23 protein-coding genes are annotated in these 26,048 nt (G+C 60.1%); 3 read left to right on the plus strand and 20 right to left on the minus strand.

Annotated features, from left to right (window positions below; genetic code table 11):
- The 3 genes from B7E11_RS29510 to B7E11_RS10935 all read right to left on the minus strand — a co-directional run.
- A partial coding sequence (locus tag B7E11_RS29510) for an IS110 family transposase (RefSeq protein WP_245809678.1) occupies window positions 1-262 on the minus strand: 262 nt, incomplete at its 3' end.
- Between the two features lie 781 nt (window positions 263-1,043).
- Window positions 1,044-1,877: a TrmH family RNA methyltransferase gene (locus B7E11_RS10930; RefSeq protein ID WP_080834293.1), complete on the minus strand. Its 834-nt coding sequence runs from the start codon at window positions 1,875-1,877 to the stop codon at window positions 1,044-1,046.
- Window positions 1,864-2,529 carry a potassium channel family protein gene (locus B7E11_RS10935; protein ID WP_080834295.1) on the minus strand — a complete coding sequence of 222 codons (666 nt, stop codon included), beginning with the start codon at window positions 2,527-2,529 and terminating at the stop codon, window positions 1,864-1,866. Before B7E11_RS10935 ends, B7E11_RS10930 begins: the two co-directional genes overlap by 14 nt.
- Before the next feature lie 136 nt (window positions 2,530-2,665).
- Between B7E11_RS10935 and sspI the strand changes: the two genes are divergently transcribed.
- Window positions 2,666-2,884 carry a small acid-soluble spore protein SspI gene (gene sspI / locus B7E11_RS10940; RefSeq protein ID WP_080835456.1) on the plus strand — a complete coding sequence of 73 codons (219 nt, stop codon included), beginning with the start codon at window positions 2,666-2,668 and terminating at the stop codon, window positions 2,882-2,884.
- Here the strand turns inward: sspI and B7E11_RS10945 are convergent.
- From B7E11_RS10945 to B7E11_RS11000, 12 genes are all read right to left on the minus strand, one after another.
- A complete protein-coding gene (locus B7E11_RS10945; RefSeq protein ID WP_080834297.1) occupies window positions 2,863-4,053 on the minus strand; it encodes an alpha-D-ribose 1-methylphosphonate 5-triphosphate diphosphatase in 1,191 nt (396 codons plus the stop codon). The two genes, sspI and B7E11_RS10945, sit on opposite strands and share 22 nt — an antisense overlap.
- Before the next feature lie 122 nt (window positions 4,054-4,175).
- Window positions 4,176-5,762, minus strand: a complete 1,587-nt coding sequence (locus B7E11_RS10950; RefSeq protein ID WP_080835458.1) for a peptide chain release factor 3 — start codon at window positions 5,760-5,762, stop codon at window positions 4,176-4,178.
- A gap of 352 nt (window positions 5,763-6,114) precedes the next feature.
- Window positions 6,115-7,014 (minus strand): dihydrodipicolinate synthase family protein, encoded by a 900-nt coding sequence (locus B7E11_RS10955; protein ID WP_080834299.1) that lies wholly within the window; start codon window positions 7,012-7,014, stop codon window positions 6,115-6,117.
- A 34-nt stretch (window positions 7,015-7,048) separates the two neighbouring features.
- On the minus strand, window positions 7,049-8,275 hold the full coding sequence (locus tag B7E11_RS10960; protein WP_176220695.1) for a pyridoxal phosphate-dependent aminotransferase: 1,227 nt from the start codon (window positions 8,273-8,275) through the stop codon (window positions 7,049-7,051).
- A 17-nt stretch (window positions 8,276-8,292) separates the two neighbouring features.
- Window positions 8,293-9,510 (minus strand): M20 family metallopeptidase, encoded by a 1,218-nt coding sequence (locus B7E11_RS10965; RefSeq protein WP_080834304.1) that lies wholly within the window; start codon window positions 9,508-9,510, stop codon window positions 8,293-8,295.
- Entirely contained in the window at window positions 9,507-10,292 is a 786-nt protein-coding gene (locus tag B7E11_RS10970) for an SDR family oxidoreductase (protein ID WP_080834306.1), read from the minus strand. The genes B7E11_RS10965 and B7E11_RS10970 overlap by 4 nt, the downstream gene beginning before the upstream one ends.
- Entirely contained in the window at window positions 10,289-11,467 is a 1,179-nt protein-coding gene (locus B7E11_RS10975; RefSeq protein WP_080834308.1) for a M24 family metallopeptidase, read from the minus strand. Before B7E11_RS10975 ends, B7E11_RS10970 begins: the two co-directional genes overlap by 4 nt.
- Before the next feature lie 29 nt (window positions 11,468-11,496).
- Window positions 11,497-12,306, minus strand: a complete 810-nt coding sequence (locus B7E11_RS10980) for a nitrilase-related carbon-nitrogen hydrolase (RefSeq protein ID WP_080834310.1) — start codon at window positions 12,304-12,306, stop codon at window positions 11,497-11,499.
- Between the two features lie 80 nt (window positions 12,307-12,386).
- A complete protein-coding gene (locus B7E11_RS10985) occupies window positions 12,387-13,103 on the minus strand; it encodes an amino acid ABC transporter ATP-binding protein (RefSeq protein WP_080834312.1) in 717 nt (238 codons plus the stop codon).
- A 20-nt stretch (window positions 13,104-13,123) separates the two neighbouring features.
- Complete coding sequence (locus B7E11_RS10990) at window positions 13,124-13,861, minus strand: amino acid ABC transporter permease (protein WP_080834314.1); 738 nt, start codon at window positions 13,859-13,861, stop codon at window positions 13,124-13,126.
- Window positions 13,862-13,960: 99 nt separating this feature from the next.
- Window positions 13,961-14,854 (minus strand): ABC transporter substrate-binding protein, encoded by an 894-nt coding sequence (locus B7E11_RS10995; protein WP_080834316.1) that lies wholly within the window; start codon window positions 14,852-14,854, stop codon window positions 13,961-13,963.
- Between the two features lie 16 nt (window positions 14,855-14,870).
- The gene (locus B7E11_RS11000) at window positions 14,871-15,542 is read right to left on the minus strand and encodes a GntR family transcriptional regulator (RefSeq protein WP_080834318.1); all 672 of its coding nucleotides are present in this window, start codon (window positions 15,540-15,542) and stop codon (window positions 14,871-14,873) included.
- Window positions 15,543-15,845: 303 nt separating this feature from the next.
- Between B7E11_RS11000 and B7E11_RS11005 the strand changes: the two genes are divergently transcribed.
- Window positions 15,846-16,973, plus strand: a complete 1,128-nt coding sequence (locus tag B7E11_RS11005) for a mandelate racemase/muconate lactonizing enzyme family protein (RefSeq protein WP_080834320.1) — start codon at window positions 15,846-15,848, stop codon at window positions 16,971-16,973.
- A 417-nt stretch (window positions 16,974-17,390) separates the two neighbouring features.
- Here B7E11_RS11005 and B7E11_RS11010 read toward each other — a convergent pair whose 3' ends face one another.
- Complete coding sequence (locus B7E11_RS11010; protein WP_080834321.1) at window positions 17,391-21,269, minus strand: Ig-like domain-containing protein; 3,879 nt, start codon at window positions 21,267-21,269, stop codon at window positions 17,391-17,393.
- A 126-nt stretch (window positions 21,270-21,395) separates the two neighbouring features.
- Between B7E11_RS11010 and B7E11_RS11015 the strand changes: the two genes are divergently transcribed.
- Window positions 21,396-23,480 (plus strand): NB-ARC domain-containing protein, encoded by a 2,085-nt coding sequence (locus tag B7E11_RS11015; protein WP_080834322.1) that lies wholly within the window; start codon window positions 21,396-21,398, stop codon window positions 23,478-23,480.
- Window positions 23,481-23,656: 176 nt separating this feature from the next.
- Here B7E11_RS11015 and queF read toward each other — a convergent pair whose 3' ends face one another.
- The 4 genes from queF to queC are packed head-to-tail and all read right to left on the minus strand — an operon-like array spanning window position 23,657 to window position 26,039.
- Complete coding sequence (gene queF / locus B7E11_RS11020) at window positions 23,657-24,154, minus strand: preQ(1) synthase (protein WP_080834324.1); 498 nt, start codon at window positions 24,152-24,154, stop codon at window positions 23,657-23,659.
- A 31-nt stretch (window positions 24,155-24,185) separates the two neighbouring features.
- Entirely contained in the window at window positions 24,186-24,920 is a 735-nt protein-coding gene (gene queE, locus B7E11_RS11025; RefSeq protein ID WP_080834326.1) for a 7-carboxy-7-deazaguanine synthase QueE, read from the minus strand.
- Window positions 24,913-25,362 (minus strand): 6-carboxytetrahydropterin synthase QueD, encoded by a 450-nt coding sequence (queD, locus tag B7E11_RS11030; RefSeq protein ID WP_080834329.1) that lies wholly within the window; start codon window positions 25,360-25,362, stop codon window positions 24,913-24,915. Before queD ends, queE begins: the two co-directional genes overlap by 8 nt.
- Window positions 25,359-26,039 (minus strand): 7-cyano-7-deazaguanine synthase QueC, encoded by a 681-nt coding sequence (queC, locus tag B7E11_RS11035; RefSeq protein ID WP_080834331.1) that lies wholly within the window; start codon window positions 26,037-26,039, stop codon window positions 25,359-25,361. Before queC ends, queD begins: the two co-directional genes overlap by 4 nt.
- Window positions 26,040-26,048: the final 9 nt, after the last annotated feature.

Genomic DNA, 26,048 nt, shown 5'->3' on the forward strand with positions numbered 1-26,048 from the left:
GCGCATTGGCGAGAGTCAATTCACAGGTGGACTCCAGGACGTTCCATATTGGCTTCCACAGCACACCGGTGCTCTCCATCGCTACCTCTCGGCACTCGCGCTCCTCGAGCCAATCCTGCAGCTCCAGCAATTCGCGGGTAGTGGTACCGAACGTGCGGATTTCGGACTTGGGTTTGTGTTCCAACGAACCCGACAAGACGCATGCAACTACGGTTTCCTGATGGACATCCAGACCAGCACAAATTTGACGTACAGCATCCATACCAACACCCTCTTGTTTCAGATTAAACAGACCATGCAGTCCTAAAGGAGAGAGTTTATACGCGTCTTTAGGGACAATGGGCGGCTCTCGCAAACTGCAATAAGACGGATTACTCAACGGGGGACCAATAAATTTCCGTCTTTTGATCTGTTCATTATCTGTTTGTCCAGAATGTAAGAAGGATAAAAGGATGCGTACGACCACATTTTCATCTATGGCGGTGACGGTAACGTCATAGGGGATTACTCAAGTGTGTGCGGATCGTTGCGGACGACGGGTCGAGATGAGTCGTTACGACTCAACTGGAGAGACGGCGTGCGTGGAGAGGCGGCAAGATGAGTAATATTTACTCAAGTGCGTGCGAATCGTTGCGCAAGGCGGGTCGAGATGAGTCGCCACGACTCGACTGGAGCGCGGAGGGCTGGCCGACTTCCGAAGCGAATGTGAGAAGGCGGCACAGCCGCCAACGCAGCTTTGCCGCCTTCTTCGTTACCTTACCCGAAGCCATTTCTGAATCGGGCTTCTCATTCGGCGCATCGCCCTACGCCGTCTTGCGATGCCGAAGACCGTCGTGCCGGCTCCCAAAGCCAGGAGCGACATCAGCGTTCCGCGGTTGTTCATTTTCCTCCACATGGAAGAGATCCATTGCATTCGGGTTCACCGCCTTTTGAAGGATTGAGCCTCATGCCTTGAATCGGATTTAGTTTGCGAACGAACCGGCCGCCCCATACAGGAACATGATGACAACGATGGCGGCGCGGAACGCGAAAAACCATGTCTTTCAATTGCTTTGCGCAAGCCGCTGACGCTGCGCCTCGAACAGCAGGGCCGTTGCCGCCATGGCGACGTTGAGCGATTCCGTCCGCCCCGTCATCGGGATGATGATCGGACGATCGACAAACTCCATAACATCGGGCGACAGGCCGCTTCCCTCGTTGCCCATCAGCAGCCACGGACTGCCGGACAAATCGCAATCGTAGCAGGATTCCGACGCCCGCAGGCTGGTCCCGAACAGCGGGATGCCTCGCTCCTTCGCCTCGGAAAGCAGCGACGGCAACTCGGCCTCCAGCACCGGTATGTAAAATAAAGCCCCCATCGTCGAACGCAGCGTCTTGGCATTGTACAAGTCCGCCGTGCCGCGGCCGAGCACGACCGCCGCCGCTCCGCTCGCCGCCGCGCTGCGGACGATCGTCCCGACGTTGCCGGGATCCTGCACGCCGTCCAGCAGGACGACCGGTCCGCCGTCCTGGCGGAAAAGCCATTCCGGCTCCGCCTGCTTGCGCAGCGCCACGGCAAATACCGGCTGCGGCGTCTCCGTCTCGCTGCACTTCGCGATAATGTCGGGCGACGCCGGTATCCATGCCGGAAGCGTGGCGCCGGCATCGACAACATCCGCCCGATCAGCATACCCGATCAGCTCCTCCGGAATGCCGAGCCCCTCGTCGAAAACGACGCATTCGAGCGGCCACCCCGCCGCGAGCGCCTCCGCGACCAGGTGAATTCCTTCCAGCTTGAAGCGGCCTTCCCGCTGCCTGTATTTCCGTTCGGACAGCTTGGCCCAGCCTTTGACTCGCGGGTTCGAAAGCGAAGCAAGCGCAGGCTCAAGGTTCGGCATACGCTTGCTCCAATCGGTTGAGCTGGTCGTTGCGGCCGACGATAACGAGCACGTCCTCCGAATTCAAAGACTCGTCCGGATGCGGCGTAATGTTCATTTCGCCGTCACGCTTGACCGCAAGGACGTTGCAGTTGTATTTGACCCGAATATCGAGCTGCTTGAGGTTTCTGCCGACGATTTGCGAAGGCACCTTCATTTCCACGATACTGTAGTCGTTGGATAACTCGATATGCTCCAAAATATTCGGCGAAACGAGATGATGCGCGACGCGCAGCCCCATGTCCCGTTCGGGAAAAATGACTTTGTCCGCGCCGATTTTGCTCAGCACCTTGCCGTGCAGTTCGTTTTGCGCCTTGACGATAATTTGCTTGACGCCCAGATCCTTCAAAATCAGCGTCGTCAAAATGCTCGCCTGAATGTCTTGTCCGATGGCGACGACGACGACATCGAAATTGCGGATGCCGAGCGCCCGAACGGCTTCTTCGTCCGTCGAATCGGCCGATACCGCATGCGTCACAATGTGGGCAACGTCCTGCACGAGTTCCTCGTTTTCGTCGATCGCCAGCACTTCGTATCCCATTTCCGACAAAAATTTCGCGACGCTTGAACCGAAACGGCCAAGACCGATAATGGCGAATTGCTTTTTGTCCATGACTGACAGCTCCCTTTTCCGATTGCATCCATTGCTTCTTATTATAGCACAGCGTCACAAGCATAAGCTCGAACCCGCGGGGTACCCTATTGGGGATCATCCTTCCCATCCGCCAAAGGAGGTACTCCCTGTGAATATGACGATGAGTTTGCGCCAGGCCATCCTTCATCGGGTCAAAGACGACACCCGCGAAGAGCTGAGGGAAGTCATTCAGGATTCCATCGGAAACGCGGAAGTGACGCTGCCCGGTCTCGGCGTCCTTTTCGAATTGATTTGGAAGCACAGCGCCGAAGAGGATAAAGAGCGAATGCTCCAGGTGCTGTACGATCAGGTTCAACAGGAGGCTTCGTCGTAATCCGCATAGTCCCTCGTCTCCATAACGAGGGTGCCGCCCACGACCGTCCGGCTCGCGAGCGGACATCCCCGAACCTCTTTGACCACGATCAGATCGGCCCGTTTGCCCGGTTCCAGAGAACCGATGTCGTTTTGTCGGCCGAGCGCCCTCGCGGGATGGAGCGAAGCCATCGCAACCGCGCGTTCCAGCGGGATCCCCTCGCGGTGCAGGACGAACACCGCTTGCAGCAGCGAAGCCGGATGGTAATCCGAGCATAAAATGTCGGCCGCTCCCGCCCGTACCGCGTCCAGCGCCTTCAGGTTCAAATCGTGCGAGCCGCCGCGCACGACATTCGGCGCGCCCACGCAGACGCCGAGCCCCTGCCGGGCGGCATAATCCGCCGTTTCCAAATTCAGCGGAAATTCCGCGATTTCCGCCCCGAGCCGGCGGGAACGGTCGACTTGCTCCGGAGAATCGTCGTCATGAGAGGCGACGGCGATGCCGTTTTTTTTCGCTTTTGCCGCGAGCGCCGCGAGCTTGGACCAATCGACGCGCGCTCGGCGCTCCTGCAGCTCCGCGACGATCCCGTGCACTTCGGCCAGGGCCACGCCCTGGTTTTTCATCACGTACCGCTCGAACGAGCCGGGACGCTTGTATTGTCCGATGCCCGGAGCATGATCCATGAACGACAAATAATCGATCAGCCCTTGCTCGATGCACCGCTCCGCCAGCGGAAAGCCGGTCAGATGGGACACTTCGTAGCGCAAATGGACGCGGTGGCGAATCATCGCCCGTTCCTTGCGCCATTCGGCGATGCGGCCGATCAAATCCGCCACCAGATGCTCTCCCCGAAGGCTCAAGCCCACTCCCAGCGAAAGCGAATGGAACATCGTCGTAATGCCGTGACCCGCAAGCTTCCGCTCGAACTGCAAAAAAGCCATATCCGCGGGAAAAAGCGTGTTCGGACGCGGCTCGATTTCCTTTTCGATCGCGTCGCAATGAATGTCCACGAGGCCGGGCAGCACCCATTCGCCTTCGGCCTCGACAATTCGGTCTCCGGGCAGGGCGTTGCGTTCCGCGGCGTCTGGTTCGATGGCTGCGATCCGGCCGTTTTCCACGAAAACGTCCGCTTCCTCGACGCCTTCCGGCGTCACGACCCGTCCGCCTTTTACAAACAGCCGGTTGCTCATCCGTTCCCCGCCTTTTTTCTGAAATGGTAGACGAAAACACCCCGCTTCGACCAGGCGGCCGCGTTTCGTTCCGCTCCGCCGTCGTCGCAAACGGGATGTCGTTCTGTCGCTCTTGTCCGCGCTTACGGTGCCGTCTCCAAAAACTTCACGTCCGGCATCCGTTCCATCGCCGTCCGCATCGCGTACTCGTTTTCGAACAGGGCGACGTAGTTGTCGCTTTTGTCCTTGACCAAAGTGGAATTGATGCGGAATTTGCTCGGGTCCACCTGATTGGCGACGATCCACCGGGCAAACTGGAACGTCGTCCGTGCCAGTTGAATGTCGACCCCGTATTCGTTCTTCATCCGGTACTCGAACACGTCGAATTGCAATTGTCCGACGACGCCCAGGTACGTATCCTCGAACGGGCCGATCGAGCGGAACACCTGCACCATGCCCTCTTCGGTGAGCTGGTCGAGCCCCTTTAAATATTGCTTTTGCTTGAGCGCATTCTTCACGCTGACTTTGGAGAAAATCTCCGGCGAAAACGTCGGCAGCTCGTCGAACGTAATGCTGCTGCCTTCGCTCAAGCTGTCTCCGATGCGGAAAATGCCCGGGTCGAACAAGCCGATAATATCGCCAGGATAAGCCGTGTCGACGATTTCTCGGTCCTGCGCCAAAAATTGCTGAGGCTGGGACAGCTTGATTTCCTTGCCGACGCGAACGTGCTTCACGCTCATTCCGCGTTGGAACTTGCCCGAGCAGATGCGAAGGAAAGCCAGCCGGTCGCGGTGAGCCGGGTTCATATTCGCCTGAATTTTGAAAATGTAGCCCGAAAACTTTTCGTTTTCCGGCTCGACCGGTCCGTCCGTGCTGCGGCGGGGCGTCGGCGCCGGGGCGAGCTGCAGGAAGTTTTCCAAAAACGTCTGCACGCCGAAATTGTTGACCGCGCTGCCGAAAAACACCGGCGTCAGTTGGCCTTTCATCACTTTGTCGTAATCGAACGGATCGCCGGCCACGTCCAGCAGCTCCAGCTCCTGGGCCAGCTGATCGGCAAGATATTCTCCCGCCATCTCGCGGATGATCGGATCGTTATAATCCTCCGCCTTGCGGACCTCGATTTTGGAGTGATCGTTGCCCTGGAACAGTTCGACCTGCTTTTTCATCCGGTCGTAAATGCCGCACAGCTCGCGCCCCATGCCGATCGGCCAGTTCATCGGCACCGAGCGGATGCCGAGCACGCGTTCGATCTCCTCGAGCAGGTCGAACGGATTCTGCCCTTCGCGGTCCAGCTTATTAATGAAAGTAAAAATCGGGATCCCGCGCTTCGCGCATACCTGGAACAGCTTGATCGTCTGCGCTTCGACGCCCTTGGCGACGTCGATCAGCATGACCGCGCTGTCCGCGGCGGTAAGCGTCCGGTACGTGTCTTCGCTGAAGTCCTGGTGGCCCGGCGTGTCCAGAATGTTGACTTTATGCCCGTTGTATTCGAATTGCATGACCGAGGAAGTAACGGAAATTCCCCGCTGCTTCTCGATTTCCATCCAGTCGCTCGTCGCGTGGCGGGCCGCTTTGCGGGCCTTGACGGAACCGGCGATATGAATCGCGCCCCCGAACAGCAGCAGCTTCTCGGTCAGCGTCGTTTTCCCCGCGTCGGGGTGGGATATAATCGCGAAGGTACGGCGCTTGGCCGCCTCTTGCTTCAGTTCTTCGCGGGTCGTTTGGCTCATCGGTTCAAAGTTCCCTTCCATAGGAAAATAACAGCTTCCATTATAGCACAATGTGCCGCGGAAAAGGGAACGCCTTCGGCCGGAGCAGGCGATGCCGTCGCATTCTCGCGACGGCGTGTTAAGGAGTTTAAGCCGTTCAGTCCTATTGCGCTGCCGCTTGCGGTATCAGGAGGCCTGGAATTCAAAACGATTGCGGAGGAGCCGGTAGTTGGAAATTTGTATCGGCGATGAGGGCATGGATACACAGGGAGATTACCAGCCGGATTGCGGAGATGGGGGCGAAATTTTCGAGTCTCCTCGAAACGGCAATCGTCCCCCGGCACACTTGGCCAGGGGACGATAACCCGTTACGCTATTGGATAATGCCGACCTGGCGCAACGTCCGCGCGATGTCGGCCTTTGCCTCTTCGCCGAGCGTGCGGAAAGGCGCGCGAACCGGCCCCGAGGGCAGTCCGACCAGTTCCATGGCCGCTTTCGCCATCGCCGGCTGGCCGTATTTGCGGGCCAGCTCCCGGATCGGCTGCCAGCGATAGTAGCGTTCAAGCGCCCGGTCGTTTTCCCCGCGCCGGAACTCGTCGTACAGGGCAACGAATTCTCTCGCCATAAAGTTGGCGTTCGTCGACGTGCAGCCCGGCAGTCCGCTTGCAAGCGCGCCGAGGATGAGACCGTCGGACCCGCACATGACCGAGATGTCGCCGCCCGCATAAGCGACGGTCCGGACGAGCGCGTGCAGATCGACCGCGCCCTGCTTGACGCCGGCGACGTTATCGAGCTTGGCCAGCACGGCGATTTCCTCCGGCGACAGATGCACGCCGATACTTGCGCTGTTGTAGATCAAAATGGGCAATTCGCCCGCTTCGTTCAACAACTCGAAATGATGCAGAATATCCCCGGCGCGAACTTCCGAAACGTATGGAGGCGTCACCATGACGCCGTCCGCCCCCGCCGCCTTCGCCGCCTTTCCGAGCTCGATCGCTTCGTACGTTCCGCTCGCCGCGGTGCAGCAAAGCAGCGGCACTCGCCCCGCGACCGCTTCGGCGGCGGCGGAAAACAGCTCCTTGCGCTCTGCCGTCGTAAGGCTCGGATATTCCGCATAGGTCCCGCCGACGATAATGCCGTGCGCTCCCGACGCGATATAATGGTCGATATTTCGTTTCAGCGCCGCCGCGTGAAAAGAAAAATCTTCTTTCATCGGGGTGAGCGCCAGCACGTAAACGCCTTTTAATCGTTCTTTCAGATCGGTCGTGGTCATCGATGTCTCCTCCTTCATGTACGTAACGCCGATACTAGCCTTTCAAGCCGAGCAGCGCTTCCATTGCCGCAAGTCCGCCCTGCATTTCGGGCAGGGCAACGGCATACGACAGGCGCAAATGCCGCGTGCTCCCGAATCCGGTGCCCGGCATGACGGCTACGCCCGCATCCTTGAGCAAAATGTCCGCCAACTCGTCCATTGAACCGACGGTTCTCCCGTTCAGCGTCCGACCGATCCAGAAGGAAGCGTCCACCCAAACGTAAAACGCGCCCTCCGGCTTCAGACAGTCCAGCCCGCGGATGCGGCGGACGCCTTCGACCAGAATATCGCGCCGCTCGATGTACCGGTTCCGAATCGTCTCCAAATCATCCTGCGGTCCCTCGATTGCGGTAAGCGCGGCCTTCTGGGCGATCGACGAAGGGTTGCTGGTCGTATGCGACTGAAGGAGGAGCATCGCTTCCGAAACTTCGGCGGGAGCCGCCGAATAGCCGATACGCCAGCCGGTCATGCTGTACGTTTTGGACACCGCGTTGATGACGACGGTGCGCTCCCGCATGCCCGGAAACGACGCGATGCTCGTGAAGCCTTCCGACGAAAACGCGTATGCGGCATAAACCTCGTCGCTGATGACCCAAATGTCGCGCTCCCGGCAAAACGCCGCCAGCTCCGCCAGCTCTTGCTTGTTGTATACCGCGCCGGACGGATTGTTCGGCTGGTTCAAAATGAGCAGGCGCGTCGATTCGTTCGTCCGTTTGGCGAGAAGTTCCGGCGACACTTTATAGCCCCCGGAAGCTTCCGTCGGAACGAATACGGGCTTCGCGCCCGCGAATTTGACCTGCTCCGGAAACGAAACCCAATACGGCACCGGAATCAGCACCTCGTCTCCCGGCCGGCACAGGGCGCAGATCGCGTTGAACAACGCATGCTTTCCTCCGACGCTGACGACGATCTCGTCCGGCCCGTAGTCCAATCCCATATCGCGTTTCAACGCATGCGAGATCGCCTGGCGCAACGGCAAAATTCCCGCCGTATCCGTGTAGCCGGTAAAATCGTCATGGATCGCCCGGATCGCCGAATCCTTCGCGCGCTCCGGCGTTGGAAAATCCGGCTGCCCGAGGCCGAGTCGATACACCGTCCGACCTTCCCGCAAATAGGACGCCACCGTCGATTCCAGCAGCGCGGTCGGAGACGGCAGCAGCCGCTGTGTCCATTCCGCCAGCCTTGCGGGCTGCAATGAAATGTTCGATCGGGATATCGCCATAACCATCACCTCTTCGTTTATTTCGTCTTGGCTGCAACTTCCCAGGCGATGGAAGCATAAACCCGCGCAGCTTTCTCCAGTTCGGCCAGCTCCACCCATTCGTCGGCTTTGTGCGCCACGCTGAAATCGCCGGGGCCGTAAATGACCGAAGGAATGCCCCGGGCGACAAAATGAGTCATGTCGCAATTGGCGGTCAGACCGACAAGCTCGGGGGCGCGTCCGTATACGCTTTCGATCGATCGAGCCGCAAGCGCGACCAGCGGATGGTCCGGCGGCGTTTCCGACGCCTCGCCCGTCGTCGGCACGAGCCGGTCGATCCGCACCCGACCGTTCATCCCGGGCAGGCCGGAAACGACGGCTTCGATTTCCCGGAGCGCTTCGGCTTCGTTTTCTCCGGGAATAAGGCGCCTGTCGATCAGCGCCTCGCACCGGTCCGGAATCATCGATTCTTTGATGCCGCCGCGCATGACCGTGACGGACAACGTCGATGGCCCCGTCAGCGGATGAATCCTGGACGAGAGCGTTCGCTCGCCGAAATCGTCGAGCGCGACGAGCGCGCGGGCCATGAGCATGACGGCGTTGACGCCAAGATGAGGCGTTGACGAGTGCGCGGATACCCCTTCCGCCGCCAGAACGGGACGCACGCTGCCCCGATGGGCGATCGCCAGGTTGCCGTTCGTCGCCTCGCCGATGACGGCTAAATCGCCTTGCAGATGGTCCGGCAGCCGCCTGGCGCCGATGCTGGCCGCTTCCTCGTCAATGACGGCGGCCAGCACGATGTCCCCGGCCGGTTTCTCGCCCGACGCGGCAATCGCTTCGATCGCCGCCATCATCGCCGCAAGCGGGCCCTTGGCGTCCATAACGCCGCGGCCGTATGCGCGGCCGTCCTTGACGATCATCTCGAACGGATCGGAGCTCCATCCTTCTCCGGCGGGGACGACATCCATGTGCGTGTTCAGGATGACGGTGCGTCCGCCGCCCGTTCCCTTCAGACGGGCCAGCACGTTGGGCCGGCCCGGCTCGACTTCCTGAAGCTCGACCTCGCAGCCGGCAGCCTTCATCGCCTTGGCGATATAGGCCGCCGTTTCCCCCTCGGAGCCGGTCGGATTGACGCTTTTGAACCGGATCAAATCGCCAAGCAGCTCAAGCGTCCGCTCCGGCCGGAGCGCCAGGCGCACGTTGTCCGGCAGCTCCGGCGCCGTCCTTGCGCTCTCCGTTCCGTTCCCCGCGCTCATATCGACCTCACCATCCCGCCGTCCACCAGCAGCGTTTGGCCGGTCACGTAGCTGGCCCCGTCGGAGCAAAGAAACGCGACGACCCGCCCGAGCTCCTCCGGCTTGCCGTAACGGCCGAGCGGAATGGCCGCTTCCGTTTTCGCTTTATAGTCTTCGGCCGTAACCCCTGTCTTCTCCGCGCGCAGCCGGTCGAGCGAACGGACCCGGTCGGTGTCGATCCGGCCGGGAGCGACCGTATTGACGCGAATGCCGTAGCCGGCCAGTTCCTCGGACAACGTCTTGCTGAGGCCGGCGACGCCCGTCCGCATCACGTTCGAGAGCGTAAGTCCCGGTATCGGCTGCTTGACCGACGAGGACGCGAGATTGACGATCGCCCCGCCGCTCTCCTTCAAGTGAGGCAGCGCGAAGCCGACCAGCCGGACTATGCTCATCAGATTGAGCTCGAACGCTAACCGCCAATCTTCCTCCTTCAGCGCCTCGAACGTTCCGGCCGGAGGTCCGCCCGCATTCGTGACGACGATGTTCAGTCCGCCGAAAGCGGCGACTGTCTCCTTCACGCAGCGCTCCAGATCCTCGGCGGAGCAAACGTCCGCCTGCAGCCCGAGCGCCGGCGATCCCGTTTCCGCCGAAATCGCCGCCGCCGTCTCGGCGGCCGCTTCCGCGTCCCGGCTGAACAGCGCGACCCTCGCGCCGCCGCGTGCCAGCTCGAACGCCACCGCGCGTCCCAAGCCTTTGCTTGCCGCCGCTACCAAGGCGGTTTTTCCCGCGAACATGCCGCTCATGCCCTCGCCCCCTCTGCGATCGTCAGTTCCCTCGGCAGCGTCGTCAGCACTTCGCAGCCCGTCTCGGTTACCAGAATCGTTTCGCTGAAGCCGACCCCGTACCGGTTCGGCACGCGCAGCGCCGGCGGAATGTGGAATACCATTCCCGGAAGGAGCACTCGCTCGTCGTCCCGCTGCAAGCTCATGATGTGGCCTTCGCCCCAGTCGGGAGCGAACGCGATGCCGATCGAATAGCCGGTCCGCTTGCGGAATTGCTCGTACATGCCGGCCCGCTCGATCGTGCCGCGGCAAGCCTCGTCCACCTCTCCGGCGGTGACGCCCGGCTTGATCGCCGCTAGCGCCGCGTTCAGCGATGCAATGCACACTTCGGTCGCCCGCTTGATCTCGTCTGTCGGCGTTCCCGTATAGGCGGCGCGCATCAAAGCACCGTGGTACCGGTTGCGCGCTCCCGCCACCTCGAGCAGCAGCGTCTCGCCGCCGCCGATAACTTTATGCCCCCAGGCGGAGTGCATATTGCCCGAGCGATAGCCGGAGGAGATGAACGGCTCCATGCCGAGATATTCACCTCCGGCCAAAATCATCGCCGAAAACATCGCCGCGGCAGCCTCGTCTTCGTTGACGCCGGCCCGAACCGCGTCCAGGCCGGCTTTCATCGACTTGTCCGCTACCTCGCAGGCCTCGCGGATATAGGCGATTTCCGCCGGCGACTTAACGACCCGCAGCGATTCGACCGTGCCCTGGGCGTCGACGAGCCGGTATTCCCCGAGCAGCCGCTCAAGCTTATGATAGTGGCGAACCGGCAGAAACCACGATCCCGTTTCCAGGCCGATATTGCCTTTTCCGATGCCCATCTCGGCGACCGTCTCAGCGGTCAGCGCCACCGGATCGTTCGTGTCGTCGTACGTCCGGACCCCCTCCATCGGCAGCCAACTGTAAGCTTGAACGTTGGAAAGCTCGCCGCGCCGCAAAACGAGCACCGGGCGGCCGGACGCCGGCACGACCAGGCATTGGTACATATAATAGCCGGGGCTTTGGTAGCCGGTCAGATAAAAAATATTTTCCGGCGTATGAATCAGCATCCCGTTCAATTCCCGTTTGGCCAGTTCGGCCTGTATGCGCTCAAGGCGGGTTTGAAATTCCTCCTGCGAAAAAACCAGATCTGTCGTCGTTCCCATGTTCGTCTTCCTCTTTTCCGGATTGAATTTCAAGCCCGATAGCCGTAAGTTTCGATTCTAAGGTCCCGCAAATAAGGGATCGAAGACGAAGTCTTCTCGTTTTGGGCCAAATCGATTTCCAGCAGCTGCATCGTTTCTTCGTTCATTGCTCCGTCCAGCAGCAGCTCTCCCCGTGGATTCGCGACCTTGTTGTTGCCGAACAATTCGAACGCTCCCGCGCCGCCTACTCCGTTCACCGCGGCCACGAAACGCGTATTCTCGAGCGCCCTCGCCGGAAAGTACAAATCCCACCGATGCTTGTCCGGCAGCGAAAAAGCCGACGGCACGACCAGCAGTTCGGCTCCTTGCAAAGCGAGCGTGCGCGCCGCTTCCGGGAAGCCCGCGTCGTAGCAAATGAGCACGCCCAGCTTGCCGAAATCCATCTTGAATACTTGAAAACCGCGCCCCGGCGTAAAATAGTTTCGCTCATCCTCCCACAGATGCACCTTGCTGTAAACGCCCGCTACCTTCCCTTCGCGGTCGATTACGACTGCGCCGTTGCCGATCGCGCCGTTCTCCTCAAGCTTCAAGGCCATCGGAACGACCAGGTTGACGCCATGGCTTTTCGCCGCGATGCGAAACGCGTTCACGATCGGCCCGTCAACCGGCTCGGCCAGCTCGCGATAGCGCACCCCGATCCGATCGGTGTCGTATCCGGTAACGAACAGCTCCGGAAAAACGACCAGATCGGCCCCCCGTTCTCCCGCATCCCGGACAAACCTCAAAGCCTTGCGAACGTTCGCTTCCGGGCGCATCGGCTCGCTTTCGAATTGCACGAGCGCCAGCTTCGCCTTCCTCATGTTCCGTTTCCCCTCCCTTCGCCGTCGTCGATCCTGTTGTCCTTGCCTCGGCAGGAGTCCGCCGCGTCCCCGTTGCAAGCTCAATAATGCGTAATCTGATTCAAAAACTGCTTCAGCCGCGGATGCTTGGCCGCTTCCTCCAATTGCGAAGAAGGCAAATCCTCGACGACTTTTCCTTGATCCATGAAGATGATCCGATCCCCCACCCGACGCGCGAATTCCATTTCGTGGGTGACGATGACGACCGTCATTCCTTCCTGTACGAGATCGACGATGACGTCGAGCACTTCTCCCGTCATTTCGGGGTCGAGCGCCGAGGTCGGCTCGTCGAACAGCATCAGCTTGGGGTCCATCGCCAGCGCCCGGGCGATTGCGATCCGCTGCTGCTGTCCGCCGGACAGCTGCTCGGGATAATAGGTCGCCCGCTCCTTGAGCCGCACCCGCTCCAGCAGCGAGATCGCCCGGGTCCGCGCTTCCTTGTCGCTCGTTTTTCGCACGACCTTCGGCGCCAGCATGATGTTGTCGATCGCGCTCAGGTGCTGAAACAGATCGAACGACTGAAACACCATGCCGATTTCGGCCCGCGCGCCTTTCGATTCGTTGATGTCCTTGCCGTTAAAGCGGATATGGCCCCCTTCGATCGTCTCCAGACCGGCCATGCAGCGAAGCAAGGTCGATTTTCCCGAGCCGGACGGACCGATGATGACGACGCGCTCGCCTTCGCGGATTTCGAGGGACACTTCTTTTAAAATCGGTTCGCCGTGATACGACTTGGACACGTTTTCTACACGCAGCATAGATGTCAGCTCCTCTCGAATCATGCGGCTTGCTCGGAGTCTCGCCCGGACATTCGCCAAATCCGCCGTTTGGCGGGACGGGAGGTTCTCCGGCTAATGTCCATCCTGCGTTCCAGATACGATTGAAAAAGGGTGAAAATGGCCGTAAACGCCAGGTAGTAGACGACTGCGGCAACGAGCGTATCGACGTAGTTGAAGTTGGCGCTCGCCGTTTGCTGAGCGGTCATCAGCAAGTCGGTATAGCCGACGACGGAAGCCATCGCGGACGTCTTCAGCATGCCGACGAATTGGTTTGCGGTCGGCGGCAAAATGACGCGAAACGCCTGAGGAAGTACGATGTGCCGCATCCGCTGCCAGCTGCTCATGCCGAGCGCCCGGCCTGCCCGTTGTTGGCCTTTGCCGACGGAGGAAAGTCCGGAACGGACGATTTCCGCCATGTAGGCCGCTTCGTTTAACGCGAGCGCGACGAAGGCCGATTCGAAGGGAGACAGCTTGATGCCGAATTGCGGCAGGGCGTTGAAGACGAAAATCAATTGCACGAGCACCGGAATGCCGCGGAAAATCCAAATATAAGCCGAGGCCAACCCCTGCAGCGCCTTCCAGCTGGACATTTTAGCGAGGGCGAGAACGAAGCCGAGAATGACGGCCGCCGCCTGCGCCGCAAGCGTAAGTTTTATCGTGTTGAGGGCGCCGATGAGAAACGAACGGGAAAAAATATAGTCGCCGACGCCGGCGATCAAGTCCTGAAACCCGGTCATGCGTAAACCTCCTTTGCGGCTCCGCCGGAACCGGCGGGCGGCTTGCGCCAGCCCGTCCCGATTCCGGCGGCATGCGTTTCTTGGTGTCCGTTACGCGGTTTAGAACAAGCTCATTTCGTCCGGCAGGTTGTATTTTTTCATCAGTTCGGCGTACGTCCCGTCTTCCACGACTTTTTGCAGCGCGGCTTCGATGGCCGATTTCATTTCGGCGTCGCCCTTCTGAATGGCGATCCCGATTTGCGTGTCCGAGTTCATCGTGGCCGCAATTTCGAATTCGCCGGGCAATTCCTCCATCAGATAAGCCGCCCCCGGGGAGGAGTGAAGAACGGCGTCCGCACGTCCTTGTTGCGTGGCGAGCACGGCGTCGTTCGCCGTCGGCAGCGCCAAAATCTTGATCGGTTCCTTGCCGGCGGACTTGAACAGCTCGTTTTGCTCATTGGCGTAAATTTCCTCGATAGCGCCGCGCGTTACCGCAACCGTGAGGCCGGAAAGGTCGTCCATCGATTGAATGTTTTTCTCGTTGCCGGTTTTGACGACGATCGAGCGGCCGATGTGCATATACGGAACGAAGTCGACCTGCTCCTCGCGCTCCGGCTTGATATACATGGCGGAATTGATAATATCGATCCGTTTTCCCTGAAGCGCCGGAATCAAGCCTTCGAAGTTCATCGATTGAATATTGACTTCAAGGCCCATTTGTTCCGCGATGGCTTGTCCCAGCTCGATGTCGAAGCCGGTGAATTGTTCGTCTTTCATATATTCGAACGGAGGAAAGGTCGCCGCCGTGCCGTAGGTCAGCTTGCCGGCTTCGGCCAGATTGGACGGAGGAGCGACGGCCGCCGTTTGCTGCACCGGCTGGGTGCCGGACGAAGAAGGGACCGGCGCGCTGGCGGAGCTGCCTGCATTGCCGCCGCTATTCGAACCGCATGCGCTAATTACGAGTAATGCCGCTGCTGCGACCGCGCCGATAAGCGCTCGCTTGTTCTTTTTCATGATGGATGAGTCCTCCTTAGTTGTTGGGTTGAATTCGCATGACGTTTAAAACGACTTTTTGCGTTTTGCGATTATGCTCTTCCAGGTAGCGGCTCGCCTCCTCGGCTTTGCCGCGGCTCATCAGCTCCACCAGATGACGGTGCTCGTTCAGGGAACCGTCCACCATGCCCGGCTGAACCAGCAAAATCCGCCGGTACCGTTCGCTCTGCTCCCACAGCCGTTCGATGATGCCCAGCAGCACCGGACGCCTCGCAAGTCCGTAAATGTACATGTGGAATTCGCGATTCGCGGACAGAATGAGCTCGGTGTCGGCATTCGGATGGTGAGCCAAGGCGTCCTGCCGATGCAGCATGTCTCGCAAAACGTTCAGGTTATCCTGACCGAGCTGCTCGGTCGCAAGACGCACGGCCAAGCCTTCCAACTGGCATCGGACAAGGTAAATGTCGTCCAGATGCTCCTCCGACAACCCTTTTACCGTCGCCCCCCGGTGAGAATGAAGCACGACCAGATCCTGGGCGGCCAATTTCTCCAGCGCGCTCCGAACGGGCATTTTGCTGACGCCGAGCCGCGCGGCCACCGCGTCCTGATCGATTTTTTCTCCGGGCGCCAGTTCACCGGACAACACCCATTGCTTGAGCACGACGTAAACATGCTCCGAAGCCGTGACGATTGCGGGAATCTTGCTCAACCCCTAGGCCCCTCCTTCTGCTCCCATACGCTCACAATTTTGATATTTGATCAAATATCACTGATCATCTTGTGAAGTTGTCTCACATTCTACGCTCTCCCTATTTTGTTTGTCAACATTTTTATCATAAAAAGTCATGATCTGCGGAAAAAACGCGAAGAAAGTCGAATTCTTTCGTGGATTTAGTTGCAATATCTCCAGATCCGTTTGTATAATGGCAGATATATTTGATCAAATATCAAATATTGCAATATTTATGTAAAGTTATGTGACTCGATTATAACGAATAGGCGAGGTGCTCCTATGTTCATCGTCGGAATCGACGTTTATCGCAAAGATCTTCGACTCGATCCCCCGTTTACCCATGCCTCTTCGGGCACCGTCACCCATTTAAAAGAAGTTTACGTCCGCATCCGCACCGATGCCGGATGGAGCGGCTGGGGCGAGGTGCGCGGAAATTGCGAATACGTGACCGGCGATACGCCCGAACGAGTCGTGTCCGTCCTGCGGCATACGTTCGCTCCCGCTATGCTGGGCAAACCCGCGCTGAACCGCAATGCGATCAACGCCGCGCTCGATCGCCTCATTTCGGGCAACAGCGCGGCACGCGCAGCCGTCGATATCGCGCTGCTCGATCTTGCGGGCAAAGCTTTGAACGTGCCTGCCTCCGAGCTCCTTGGCGGAAGGCTGCGAACGGCCGTTCCGAGCGACGCGACGATCGCGTTCGGGACGCCGGAGGAGGCGGAGATGGAAGCGGAGGATTATTTGGAGGCCGGCTTTCGAACCATCAAATTGCGCGTCGGACCCGATCGCGCGGGGGATCTGGAGCGCATCCGCAGAGCCCGCGCCGCTATCGACCGAAAAGGCCTCGGCCGGGAAACGCTGCTGTGCGTCGATGCCAATCAGGGCTGGACGCCGAAGCAGGCGGTCATCCGCCTTCAGGAACTGGAGCCCCTTGGCGTGGAATGGGCCGAACAGCCCGTCCCCGCCGACAATTTGGCGGGACTTAAGCTAGTCAAGCAGCGGACGAGCGCCTCCGTCGTCGCGGACGAAAGCTGCCGGACGCCCGCCGACGTGGCCCGGATCGCGGCCGAGGAAGCCGCGGACATTGTGCATTTGAAGCTGATCAAAGCGGGCTCCGTCGCGAACATGCAGAAGATGATGGCCGTGGCGGAATCGTTCGGGCTGCCCTACATGCTCGGACAAATGGACGAGGGGAGACTCGCCACCGCCGCTTTGGTGCAAATCGCCGCCGCTTCGAAGGCCGGCCACTTCGAAGTTTGGGGATTTCAGCGGGTACGCCCGGAAGACGATCCGGTATCGGGGCTTGCGATCGCGGGCGGCTCCGTGATCGTTCCCGCAGGGCCCGGCCTCGGCGTGACCGTGGACGAGTCGCAGCTGGAGCCGATATTCTCGGTGCGGGCGGAGTAGGAGTGCCGGAGCGATCGGATCAATGGCGGACTGAGATGAGGCACCACGACTCATCTGAATCGTTAGCGTGCGACCGGAGAGGGCGAGATGAGTAATATTTACTCAAGTGCGTGCAGTTGGTTGCGGATGGCAGGTTGAGATGAGTAGCCATGACTCAACTGGATCGTTAGCGTGCGACCGGAGGCTGTGAGATGAGTAATATTTACTCAAGTGCGTGCGGCTGGTTGAGGATAACGGATTGAGATGAAGTAAGTGTCAAATAATCGCGTCAAGCACGGAAAGCACTGAAGCCGTTTTATCGCGCCCCTCGTCGCTACCTCTGGAACAGGCACTTCGGCTTTATGAAATTCAAGAAAACAACGGCCCCATCTACTTCCGAAGATGAGGCCGTCGTACCGTTTTTTCGCACCTTGCAACCTAACCGTCGATAAACTGCAAATAGCGAAGCATTCGTCTCAATACGGCCGCGCATTCGGCGCGCGTCGCCGGCTCCTTCGGGGCGAAGGCGCGATCGTCGACGCCCTCGGCAATTCCCGCCGCAAGCAGCCCGGCAATCGCTTCCTTGGACCATTCGGCCATATCGTCAACATCGACATATCGCTCCAACGCAGCCGCGTTCTTCGGCGCTTTTCCGGCAAACTCTAATGCCCGCGCCGTCATGGACGCCATCTGTTCGCGCGTGACGGGAGCATCCGGACCGTACGCTCCGTTCTCGTCTCCGTAGACCAGTCCGACTTCATAAGCGGTCTTCAACGCCCCCGCGTGCCAATCGTCCTCCGATACGTCGGAAAAAGCGGTTGCGCCGGCCGTTTCGGTCAATCCGAGCGAGCGGACGAGCATCGCGGCAAACGAGGCGCGTGTAACCTTTTCGTGCGGCGCAAACAAATTTTGGCCGATTCCGTTTACAAGCAGTTTGTTGGCAAGCAGTTCGATATCGTTTTGAGCCCAATGACCCTGAATGTCGGCAAACGTCTGCTCCGATCGGATCACGGTATACGAGCTGTTGTGCGGAACGTAAAACGTCGCCAGCGTTTCACCGTTCTCCGCCGCAAAGACCGATGGAACAAATTGCGGCCGATGGTCCGCATCCAGCCGTACGACCGTTGATTTGCCGGGATCCGCGGCCGAATCAAACGTTATCGTTCGTTCCGTATAAACGCCTCCGAACGATGTCATTTCCAGCCCATCGATGTAAACGGTAAAATCCACCGGAGCCGCGAGCATCGAAAACCCTTGTTCCGCCAATGCGTCGTTCCGTTCTTCGTTCGCAAAGTCCGTTTCTTTTCCGATGGCGACCGTGATGACCGCATCTTCGCGGACGCCGTTCCAAACACGAAGCGGAAGCGTGTAGCTCGCTCCGTTCACCCGAATCCCTATCGTAGCCCCGGGCCTGCGCCCCTGAATATCGATTAGTCCCGCAGCGGGCAAATCGACTTTTACGACAGGGTTCGCGTTGTCGATTTCGATGACCGCATTCCCGTTATCCGAATACAGATCGTTTATCAAGGCCGAGTCAACGACGATTCGCGTCACGGATCGTCCGTCGGGCATCTTTTCATTTAAAACGGATAACCATACATCCCGGCCGTTAAGTTTAACGGCCATTTTCGGCGTTTCATCCGGCAGCGGAACCGGTATTCCCGGATAGGCGGTAGCTTCGGCCTCCATTTCGATTCGGCCGACATCGGCCGTTTCACCCGCTGCGACATCCACGGTAATCTCCCTTGGTTTGTAACCGGCGGCCGAAATCGAGATCGTCCTGCCGCCCGGCTCGACTTCCGTCAGCGTAAAGGCTCCCCGAACGTCGGTCTTGACGCCGATCTCATCGACCGAAACCGTCGCTCCCATGAGCGGGACATCGCCGGCTCCGTACACCTCGCCCTTGATCGTCCCGACGGTTGGCGGCGCCGGCAGTACCGTCACGCTCGCGCTCGCCTGGAACGCTCCGTCAGCCGTCGTCGCCGTAATCGTCGCCGTTCCCGCGCCGACCGGCGTCACCTCGCCCGTCGCGTCCGCCGCCGCCACGTCCGGGTCGCTCGTACTCCACGCGACCGCCTTGTTCGTCGCCTCCGCCGGCTCCACCAGCGCCGTCAGTTTCTGCCCCGGCTCCCCGACCGTCAGCGTCAGCGCCGACGGCGTCACGCTCACGCCCGTCACCGGCACGATCACCGGCGGCGCCGGCAGCACCGTCACGCTCGCGTTCGCCTGGAACGTTCCGTCAGCCGTCGTCGCCGTGATCGTCGCCGTTCCCGCGCCGACCGGCGTCACCTCGCCCGTCGCGTCCGCCGCCGCCACGTCCGGGTCGCTCGTACTCCACGCGACCGCCTTGTTCGTCGCCTCCGCCGGCTCCACGAGCGCCGTCAGCTTCTGCCCCGGCTCCCCGACCGTCAGCGTCAGCGCCGACGGCGTTACGCTCACGCCCGTCACCGGCACGATGACCGGCGGCGCCGGCAGCACCGTCACGCTCGCGCTCGCCTGGAACGCTCCGTCAGCCGTCGTCGCCGTGATCGTTGCCGTTCCCGCGCCGACCGGCGTCACCTCGCCCGTCGCGTCCGCCGCCGCCACGTCCGGGTCGCTCGTACTCCACGCGACCGCCTTGTTCGTCGCCTCCGCCGGCTCCACGAGCGCCGTCAGCTTCTGCCCCGGCTCCCCAACCGTCAGCGTCAGCGCCGACGGCGTCACGCTCACGCCCGTCACCGCGATTTGATCTTGAAAATGAACGTCAAACAGCAGAACGATTTGCCACGCCCGTATCCGGGACGAGGCATCGATCTCGTACATCGTCAAAAATTGTCCCGGACTTGCGCCTGGAATATCGCGGCCGAGCGTGTAAGCGACCGCGTCTTCCGGAAGCCCCTCCCCGAGCAGCGGGCGTTCCGCCCCAACATCGTCAAGCATATAAGCAAATGCATGCTCGGAATCCGCAGGCTCCGCCGTCACGCTCGTCGTCCCGAACGCCTTGCCAGGCCCGATGCCGAAATCGGCGATTTCCGGCGCGCGTTCCGCCACGGTCAACCGAAGGGTCGCCGAAGCGGTCGCTCCCCCGGCATCCCTTGCCGTGATCGCAACGTCGTAAGCGCCGGTCTCCCGGGGCGTGCCGTGCAGCAGCCCGGAAGCGTCCAACGCCAAGCCTTCCGGCAGTCCCGAAGCGCTCCAGTCGATTCCGCCTCCGGCGCCGTCGAACGCCTCGAGCCGCAGCGAATAAAGTTCGCTCTTGACGCCGTCCGCCAATCCTGTCGTCAAGATAACGGGACGCAGGTACGGATACCCGTCGTTTATGGACGGATGCAGAGCCCAAACCTCCTCGAAGTTCCAGCCGACATACGTCGACGGATCCCGCATCTCGGCGGTGGACTTGCCGACCGCCCCGCTTTGGTCGGGCCCGTCGCTTGCGCCGATGCCGACCGTTTGTCCCGTCGTCAACCTGTCGAAGTAGGAACCGCTCACGGAGCTGCTTCCGGCAATCTTCACGATCAAGCCGTTAAATAAGGCAAAGAGCGTTCCGTCGGCATTCGAGTCGTCGACGTGACCGGCCGCATACGTATTGACAATGTTGCTGTGTATGCTAAACGCCGCCAAACCGGCGGCTTGCAGGTAATATAAGCCGCTGGCCGTTTGATTGGAAACCATCCCCATCGCATAGGAATTCCGGATTTCGCCGTTGCCTGACGACCCGACCAGCCCTCCCGCATACATATTTTTGGAAGCGGCGACTTCGACATAAGCACCGGAAAAGGAGTTCGCAATCGTTGCATGATTCGCGATTCCAGCCAACCCTCCGGCCGAAGTGGAATCCGGAATCGCGTTTGCCTTCCCCGAAACCTTGCCTGTTGAATAGGAGCGCTCGACGCTTCCTCCGGACAGATAACCCGCCAAACCTCCCGCATGAACGCCGCCTTCGATTTCAACCTCCACGCCGAGGTTCCGGATCGTGCCGGAAGATTGGCCGAAAAATCCCGCATACTCCAGCGCATCGTCGACGACCCGAATGCCGGAAACGACATGCCCTCTCCCGTCGAAGGTGCCGCTGAAGGCGGGACGCCCGTTGCCCCCGAGCGGGATCCATTCATAACCGGTTAAATCGATATCGCTTGTCAGCCGGATATTTTGCGACAAATAAAGCTCCTGGTTTTGGGCGACAGACATTAGCTGCTCCGCCGTCGAAACCCGGACCCATCCGTCCTCGACCGGCGGAGCGTGACTTTCGTCCGCATGGGCCGTATGCCCTCCCCATCCCGAAGGCAGGAGCTGAAGCCCAAGCAGCAGACAGACCCATATCGTCGTTAATCGTTTCATGTTATTGAAGTCCTCCGATGCCGATATGTAGTTTAAGAGCGTTTATATTTTAGTGTAAAATATAAATAACCTTTTCAACGTTTCATTTTTGTTTCATATTTTGACATCGGGAAAGAAGCGTGGAACATGGAACGGGTACCATCGGCTGACGGCCGCGTTTCCCGCGTGATCGGCTTTGCGAAAGAACTGGAAAGCCTCGAAGAGTGGATGGCCGACCCGGCTGCCGGAACGGCGATTTTTTCGGTATCGGGAATCGGGGGCATCGGCAAAACGACGCTGCTGACGGAGATGGCCCGCAAGTCGCGGGAATCGTCTTTTGCGACCCTGTGGCTGGACGGGCGTGGCGAGCTGTCCTCGTCCGGGACTTTTTTAACGAGTATCGAAGCGAACCTGGAAAACGAATACGGAAGAACGAGAAAGCCGGAGACGCCGCTGCTCCCTTATGTTGTCGCGGAATTGTCGAGCCGGCGAACCGTATTGCTGATGGATAACTGCGAGGACATCGACCGTTTGGAAGGGTGGCTGCTGTCGAGCTTCTTGCCGAAGCTCGAATCCGCGAGCGTACTTCTCGTCGTCGCTTCCCGGAACGAACTGTCCGTTCGATGGCGCGCGAATCCCTATTGGGGGATGCGATTGCGGTCGTTTCCGCTGCGGCTTTTTACGCGGGAAGAAGTGCACGACTATTTGGCCGGCCGCGGCTTTGCGGAGGAACTGCGAATGGACGTCGCCCAAAAAACGGACGGCCACCCGCTGCTTCTGGCGCTGACCGTCGATTGGCTCCGCTCCCGGAAAGGGGAGGAACGAAGCGCCATGCTCGAGATTCCCGGCATCGTGAGCGCCGAGCTGCTGAGGGAAGTCGCTTCTCCGTCCCTATATCCGGCTTTGGCGGTTCTTTCGTTGCTTCCGTCGGCGGATCTGCTGCTGTTGAACCGTTTTCTGGAAGTTCCTCTCGATGCCCCGGACTATCGTGAACTCGGCAAGCTGTCGTTCGTCCGCATGTCGCCACAGGGGCTGGTTCTGCATCATGTCGCGGCCCGGCTGCTGCGGGAGGAATATGCGGCGCGGCAGCCCGCGGCATTCCAGCAGCTCCGGCAAAAAGCGTTCAGGCTGCTGGCCAAGCAGTACCACGCCGTGGACAAACGGCTGCAAATGCGGTTCGCCGCCCACATTTTGGAATTATATCGCGAGTTTTTGCCTTCCGCCCACGCCTACGCGAACTTCGCTTCCCGCCTGCGGGCCGGCGAAATCCGCCCGTTCCGGCCGGAGGACCTGCCGCACCTGCAGCGGTTTCTCGCCGCCTCCGCGGCCAATTGGCAATCCGAGCTGATCCGTGCTCAGGATCATCAGGCGCTGCTCGGGGATATCGCGAAGCGGAGTCCCGAGGGCATCTGCGTCGTGCGCAACGACGACGGTTTGCCGCTGGCGTTTTGCGCCGGCGTATGGCTTCACGCCTCGACTTTGCCGCTGATCGAGCGGTACGCGCCCGGCTTCATTCCGATTCTAGGCGAAGAATTCGACCGGCTGCACCGGGTTTCTCCGGAGGCGGCGGATTCCTTATGCGTTCTCCTCGCCGCGGTCGACGTGGAACACCCGCTGTATCGTCCGGAGGAACTGGGCGCTCTGCTCATGCAGCAATGGCTGATCCGAATGGCGATCGGCTTGCGGGGCGTAATGGTAACGGCGGATCCCCAACTGAAAACGCTGCTCCCGGCGTTCGGCTTCAAGGAGCTGGGCCCCGTCGAGTCGGAAACGGCGGAACTGACGAAATGGGAGCTTGATTTCCGGCAGTCTTCGTTTGACGATTGGATTCAAAACGTCATCCGGCAAACGGAACCGGCAGCCGCCTCCCGGTCGGATTACCCGCGGGAGGCGGCCGCCAGAGCGATCGACGCCAAGGAAATGAAACAAATTCTGGAGCGGCTGTTCGACGACGCGCTGAATCGACTCCCCGCCGTCGCACGGCTGAACCGGACGGGGGCCGAGGTCAGGCAGACGGTGCTGCAGCTTCTGGAGGACGAGCGCCCCGCCCCCCCGCTGACGCACTTGGAGCAGCGGATTTTGAAGGAAACTTACGTGCAAAAGGATCGGAACAAAGAGCAGCTCGCCGGCGCCTTCCATATGAGCAGGACGACCTTTTACCGGCACTCGCAAACGGCCGTGAGGCATCTGGCGAGCGTGCTGGCGCGCGCATTCGTCCCGTCGGCGGATTAACCCGCCGGCCGTTATTGGCTTCCTACTCGCCCGATTCACGCTCCCGCCCCCGTGAATGAGGCGCTCGCTTACCGGCTATGGCTTTTTCCGGGCACCGTTCACGCGCTCCCGTCGCCGCTTTTCGGGGGACTCGTCGCGCCTCCCCGTCCTCCCGCTTTACCGGGCACAGCTCGCGCCTACCGGTTGTCCACCTTTTCCGGATACATGTCATGGTTCATCAGCCGATGATCGGCCATCCGCTCGTACTTCGTCCCCGGGCGCCCCCAGTTGCAGTACGGGTCGATCGAGATGCCGCCGCGCGGCGTAAACTTGCCCCACACCTCGATGTAGCGAGGCTCCATCAGAGCGATCAGATCGTTCATGATGACGTTCACGCAATCTTCGTGAAAATCGCCGTGATTGCGGAAGCTGAACAAATACAGCTTCAGCGACTTGCTCTCCACCATCCGAACGTCCGGAATATACGAAATGTATATCGTCGCGAAATCCGGCTGCCCCGTCATCGGGCACAGGCTCGTAAATTCCGGGCAATTGAATTTGACGAAGTAATCGCGGTCCGGATGCTTGTTGTCAAACGTCTCCAAAATGTCCGGCGAATACTCGAATACGTATTTCGTCCCCTGATTGCCGAGCAGCGTAACGCCTTGCAAATCTTGCTCGCTTCTTCCCGCCATGCCGACTCACACGCCTTTCGTCGCTTTATTTTCAAACGCCCCGCTTGTTGCCCCACACCCAGGCATGGAGCTGCGGCAGCACGTAAACGTTCTTTAACTTGTCATGTTCCATGACGCGCCCGATCAGCCACTCGTATTTGCCGGTCAAGTAGGTCAGCAGGCGCCGGGAATCCGTTTCGGTCCGCTCGCCGTTGCCCGCCTGCAAATAAAACGGAACGTCGGGGTAACGCTCGTGCGCCCCGGCCGCAAACCGCAAATCCGTTTCGTCGAACACGACGATTTTCAGGCTGAACGAACCCGTTCGCCTGCCCCGTTTCAGCTTGTCGACGATTTCGTCCAGCACCCGCCAGTCGGCGACCATGCCCGAGCTGGGCGGCTTCGGGGACAGCGTCAGCTCGTCGACGGCCGGAAACCAATCCTGCCAACGGCTGCCTTGCGTCTCGACCGCCACCCGGATATCCCGCTCATGAAGACGCTCGATCAGTTCCCCCACCTGCGGGTACAAAGCCGGATTGCCGCCCGATATCGTCACGTGGGCAAACGTTTCGCCGCCCGTTTCCCGAAGCGCCTCGACCGCCTCATGCGCCGACATCATCCGGATTTCTTCCTTGGCGCTCCCGTCCCACGTAAAGGCGGAATCGCACCAGACGCAGCGGTAATCGCAGCCGGCCAGGCGCACGAACATCGTTTTGCGCCCGATGACCATGCCTTCTCCTTGAACGGTAGGGCCGAAAATTTCCATCACGGGGAGCCGATTTTCAGCCATAATGGCTTCCCCCTTTCCGCTTCGGCCGATACACGCAGTAGCTGGTCGGCGTTTCCCGCAAAAAAACCTGCACGCAGCGGGGCCGGTTGACCGTGTCGTCCAAATAACGCTGCACGATTTCGCAAATCGTCCGGGCGACGATTTCCGTCGTCGGAAACCGCTCCGGCACGTCCCCGCCGAACCATTCGGCGTCGTCGTTCAGCACCGCATGGTCGAACCGGTCGTGAATCAGGCGCTTCAAATCCGCGAAGTTGACGAGAAATCCGGATTCGTCCAGCTCGTCTCCCGCTACCGTAATGTTGGCAAAATACGTGTGGCCGTGCAGCCGCCGGCATTTCCCGGCTTGCTCCGACGGGATGTAATGCGCGGCCGCGAACTGCATATCCTTGTTCAGCTCGTATTCGTAAGGATGCTCGACGGAAGGATAGATTTGCTGCATCATCGCGGCGCCGCCTCCCTTCCCGAGCGGGCCGAATAACGCTCCAGCCCTTTGCGGCGCAGCTCGCATGCCGGACACTCGCCGCATCCGTCGGCTACAATGCCGTTGTAGCAGGTCAGCGTTTTGTCGCGCACGAATTCGAAGGCGCCGAGCCGGTCGGCCAGCTCCCACGTTTGCTCCTTGTCGAGCCACATCAGCGGGGTGTCGATGACGAAGGAATAGTCCATCGCGAGGTTTAACGTCACGTTCAGCGATTTGATAAACACGTCCCGGCAGTCCGGATAACCGCTGAAATCCGTCTCGCAAACGCCCGTGACGAGATGCCGGGCCCCGATTTGCTTCGCCAGCACGGCGGCGAAGGAGAGAAACAGCAAGTTCCGCCCGTCGACGAACGTGGACGGCAGTTCGCCTTCCTTGCGCTCGATCGCGATGTCGCCGCGCGTAAGCGCGTTGGGCGCTAACTGCTGGAGCAGCGACATATCCAGCACATGGTGCTTGACGCCGAGCTCGCGCGCGATAGAACGCGCGCATTCCAGTTCGAGCGAGTGGCGCTGGCCGTAATTGAAGGTGACGGTTTCCACCTCCGCGAAGCGTTCCAGCGCCCAAAACAAACAGGTCGTGCTGTCCTGGCCGCCGCTGAACACGACGACCGCTTTCGAGGTTGTTTCGGTTTGTTGCATGGTGCCATC

The organism is Cohnella massiliensis (assembly GCF_900169535.1).
GTDB classification, from domain to species: Bacteria; Bacillota; Bacilli; order Paenibacillales; family Paenibacillaceae; genus Cohnella; species Cohnella algarum.

Excerpts from the sequence above, each read along its gene's own strand:
- B7E11_RS10930 (WP_080834293.1), bottom strand. The coding sequence starts at position 1,877 with ATGCCGAACCTTGAGCCTGCGCTTGCTTCGCTTTCGAACCCGCGAGTC.
- B7E11_RS10935 (WP_080834295.1), bottom strand. The coding sequence starts at position 2,529 with ATGGACAAAAAGCAATTCGCCATTATCGGTCTTGGCCGTTTCGGTTCA.
- sspI (WP_080835456.1), top strand. The coding sequence starts at position 2,666 with ATGACGATGAGTTTGCGCCAGGCCATCCTTCATCGGGTCAAAGACGAC.
- B7E11_RS10945 (WP_080834297.1), bottom strand. The coding sequence starts at position 4,053 with ATGAGCAACCGGCTGTTTGTAAAAGGCGGACGGGTCGTGACGCCGGAA.
- B7E11_RS10950 (WP_080835458.1), bottom strand. The coding sequence starts at position 5,762 with ATGAGCCAAACGACCCGCGAAGAACTGAAGCAAGAGGCGGCCAAGCGC.
- B7E11_RS10955 (WP_080834299.1), bottom strand. The coding sequence starts at position 7,014 with ATGACCACGACCGATCTGAAAGAACGATTAAAAGGCGTTTACGTGCTG.
- B7E11_RS10960 (WP_176220695.1), bottom strand. The coding sequence starts at position 8,275 with ATGGCGATATCCCGATCGAACATTTCATTGCAGCCCGCAAGGCTGGCG.
- B7E11_RS10965 (WP_080834304.1), bottom strand. The coding sequence starts at position 9,510 with ATGAGCGCGGGGAACGGAACGGAGAGCGCAAGGACGGCGCCGGAGCTG.
- B7E11_RS10970 (WP_080834306.1), bottom strand. The coding sequence starts at position 10,292 with ATGAGCGGCATGTTCGCGGGAAAAACCGCCTTGGTAGCGGCGGCAAGC.
- B7E11_RS10975 (WP_080834308.1), bottom strand. The coding sequence starts at position 11,467 with ATGGGAACGACGACAGATCTGGTTTTTTCGCAGGAGGAATTTCAAACC.
- B7E11_RS10980 (WP_080834310.1), bottom strand. The coding sequence starts at position 12,306 with ATGAGGAAGGCGAAGCTGGCGCTCGTGCAATTCGAAAGCGAGCCGATG.
- B7E11_RS10985 (WP_080834312.1), bottom strand. The coding sequence starts at position 13,103 with ATGCTGCGTGTAGAAAACGTGTCCAAGTCGTATCACGGCGAACCGATT.
- B7E11_RS10990 (WP_080834314.1), bottom strand. The coding sequence starts at position 13,861 with ATGACCGGGTTTCAGGACTTGATCGCCGGCGTCGGCGACTATATTTTT.
- B7E11_RS10995 (WP_080834316.1), bottom strand. The coding sequence starts at position 14,854 with ATGAAAAAGAACAAGCGAGCGCTTATCGGCGCGGTCGCAGCAGCGGCA.
- B7E11_RS11005 (WP_080834320.1), top strand. The coding sequence starts at position 15,846 with ATGTTCATCGTCGGAATCGACGTTTATCGCAAAGATCTTCGACTCGAT.
- B7E11_RS11010 (WP_080834321.1), bottom strand. The coding sequence starts at position 21,269 with ATGAAACGATTAACGACGATATGGGTCTGTCTGCTGCTTGGGCTTCAG.
- B7E11_RS11015 (WP_080834322.1), top strand. The coding sequence starts at position 21,396 with ATGGAACGGGTACCATCGGCTGACGGCCGCGTTTCCCGCGTGATCGGC.
- queF (WP_080834324.1), bottom strand. The coding sequence starts at position 24,154 with ATGGCGGGAAGAAGCGAGCAAGATTTGCAAGGCGTTACGCTGCTCGGC.
- queE (WP_080834326.1), bottom strand. The coding sequence starts at position 24,920 with ATGGCTGAAAATCGGCTCCCCGTGATGGAAATTTTCGGCCCTACCGTT.
- queD (WP_080834329.1), bottom strand. The coding sequence starts at position 25,362 with ATGATGCAGCAAATCTATCCTTCCGTCGAGCATCCTTACGAATACGAG.
- queC (WP_080834331.1), bottom strand. The coding sequence starts at position 26,039 with ATGCAACAAACCGAAACAACCTCGAAAGCGGTCGTCGTGTTCAGCGGC.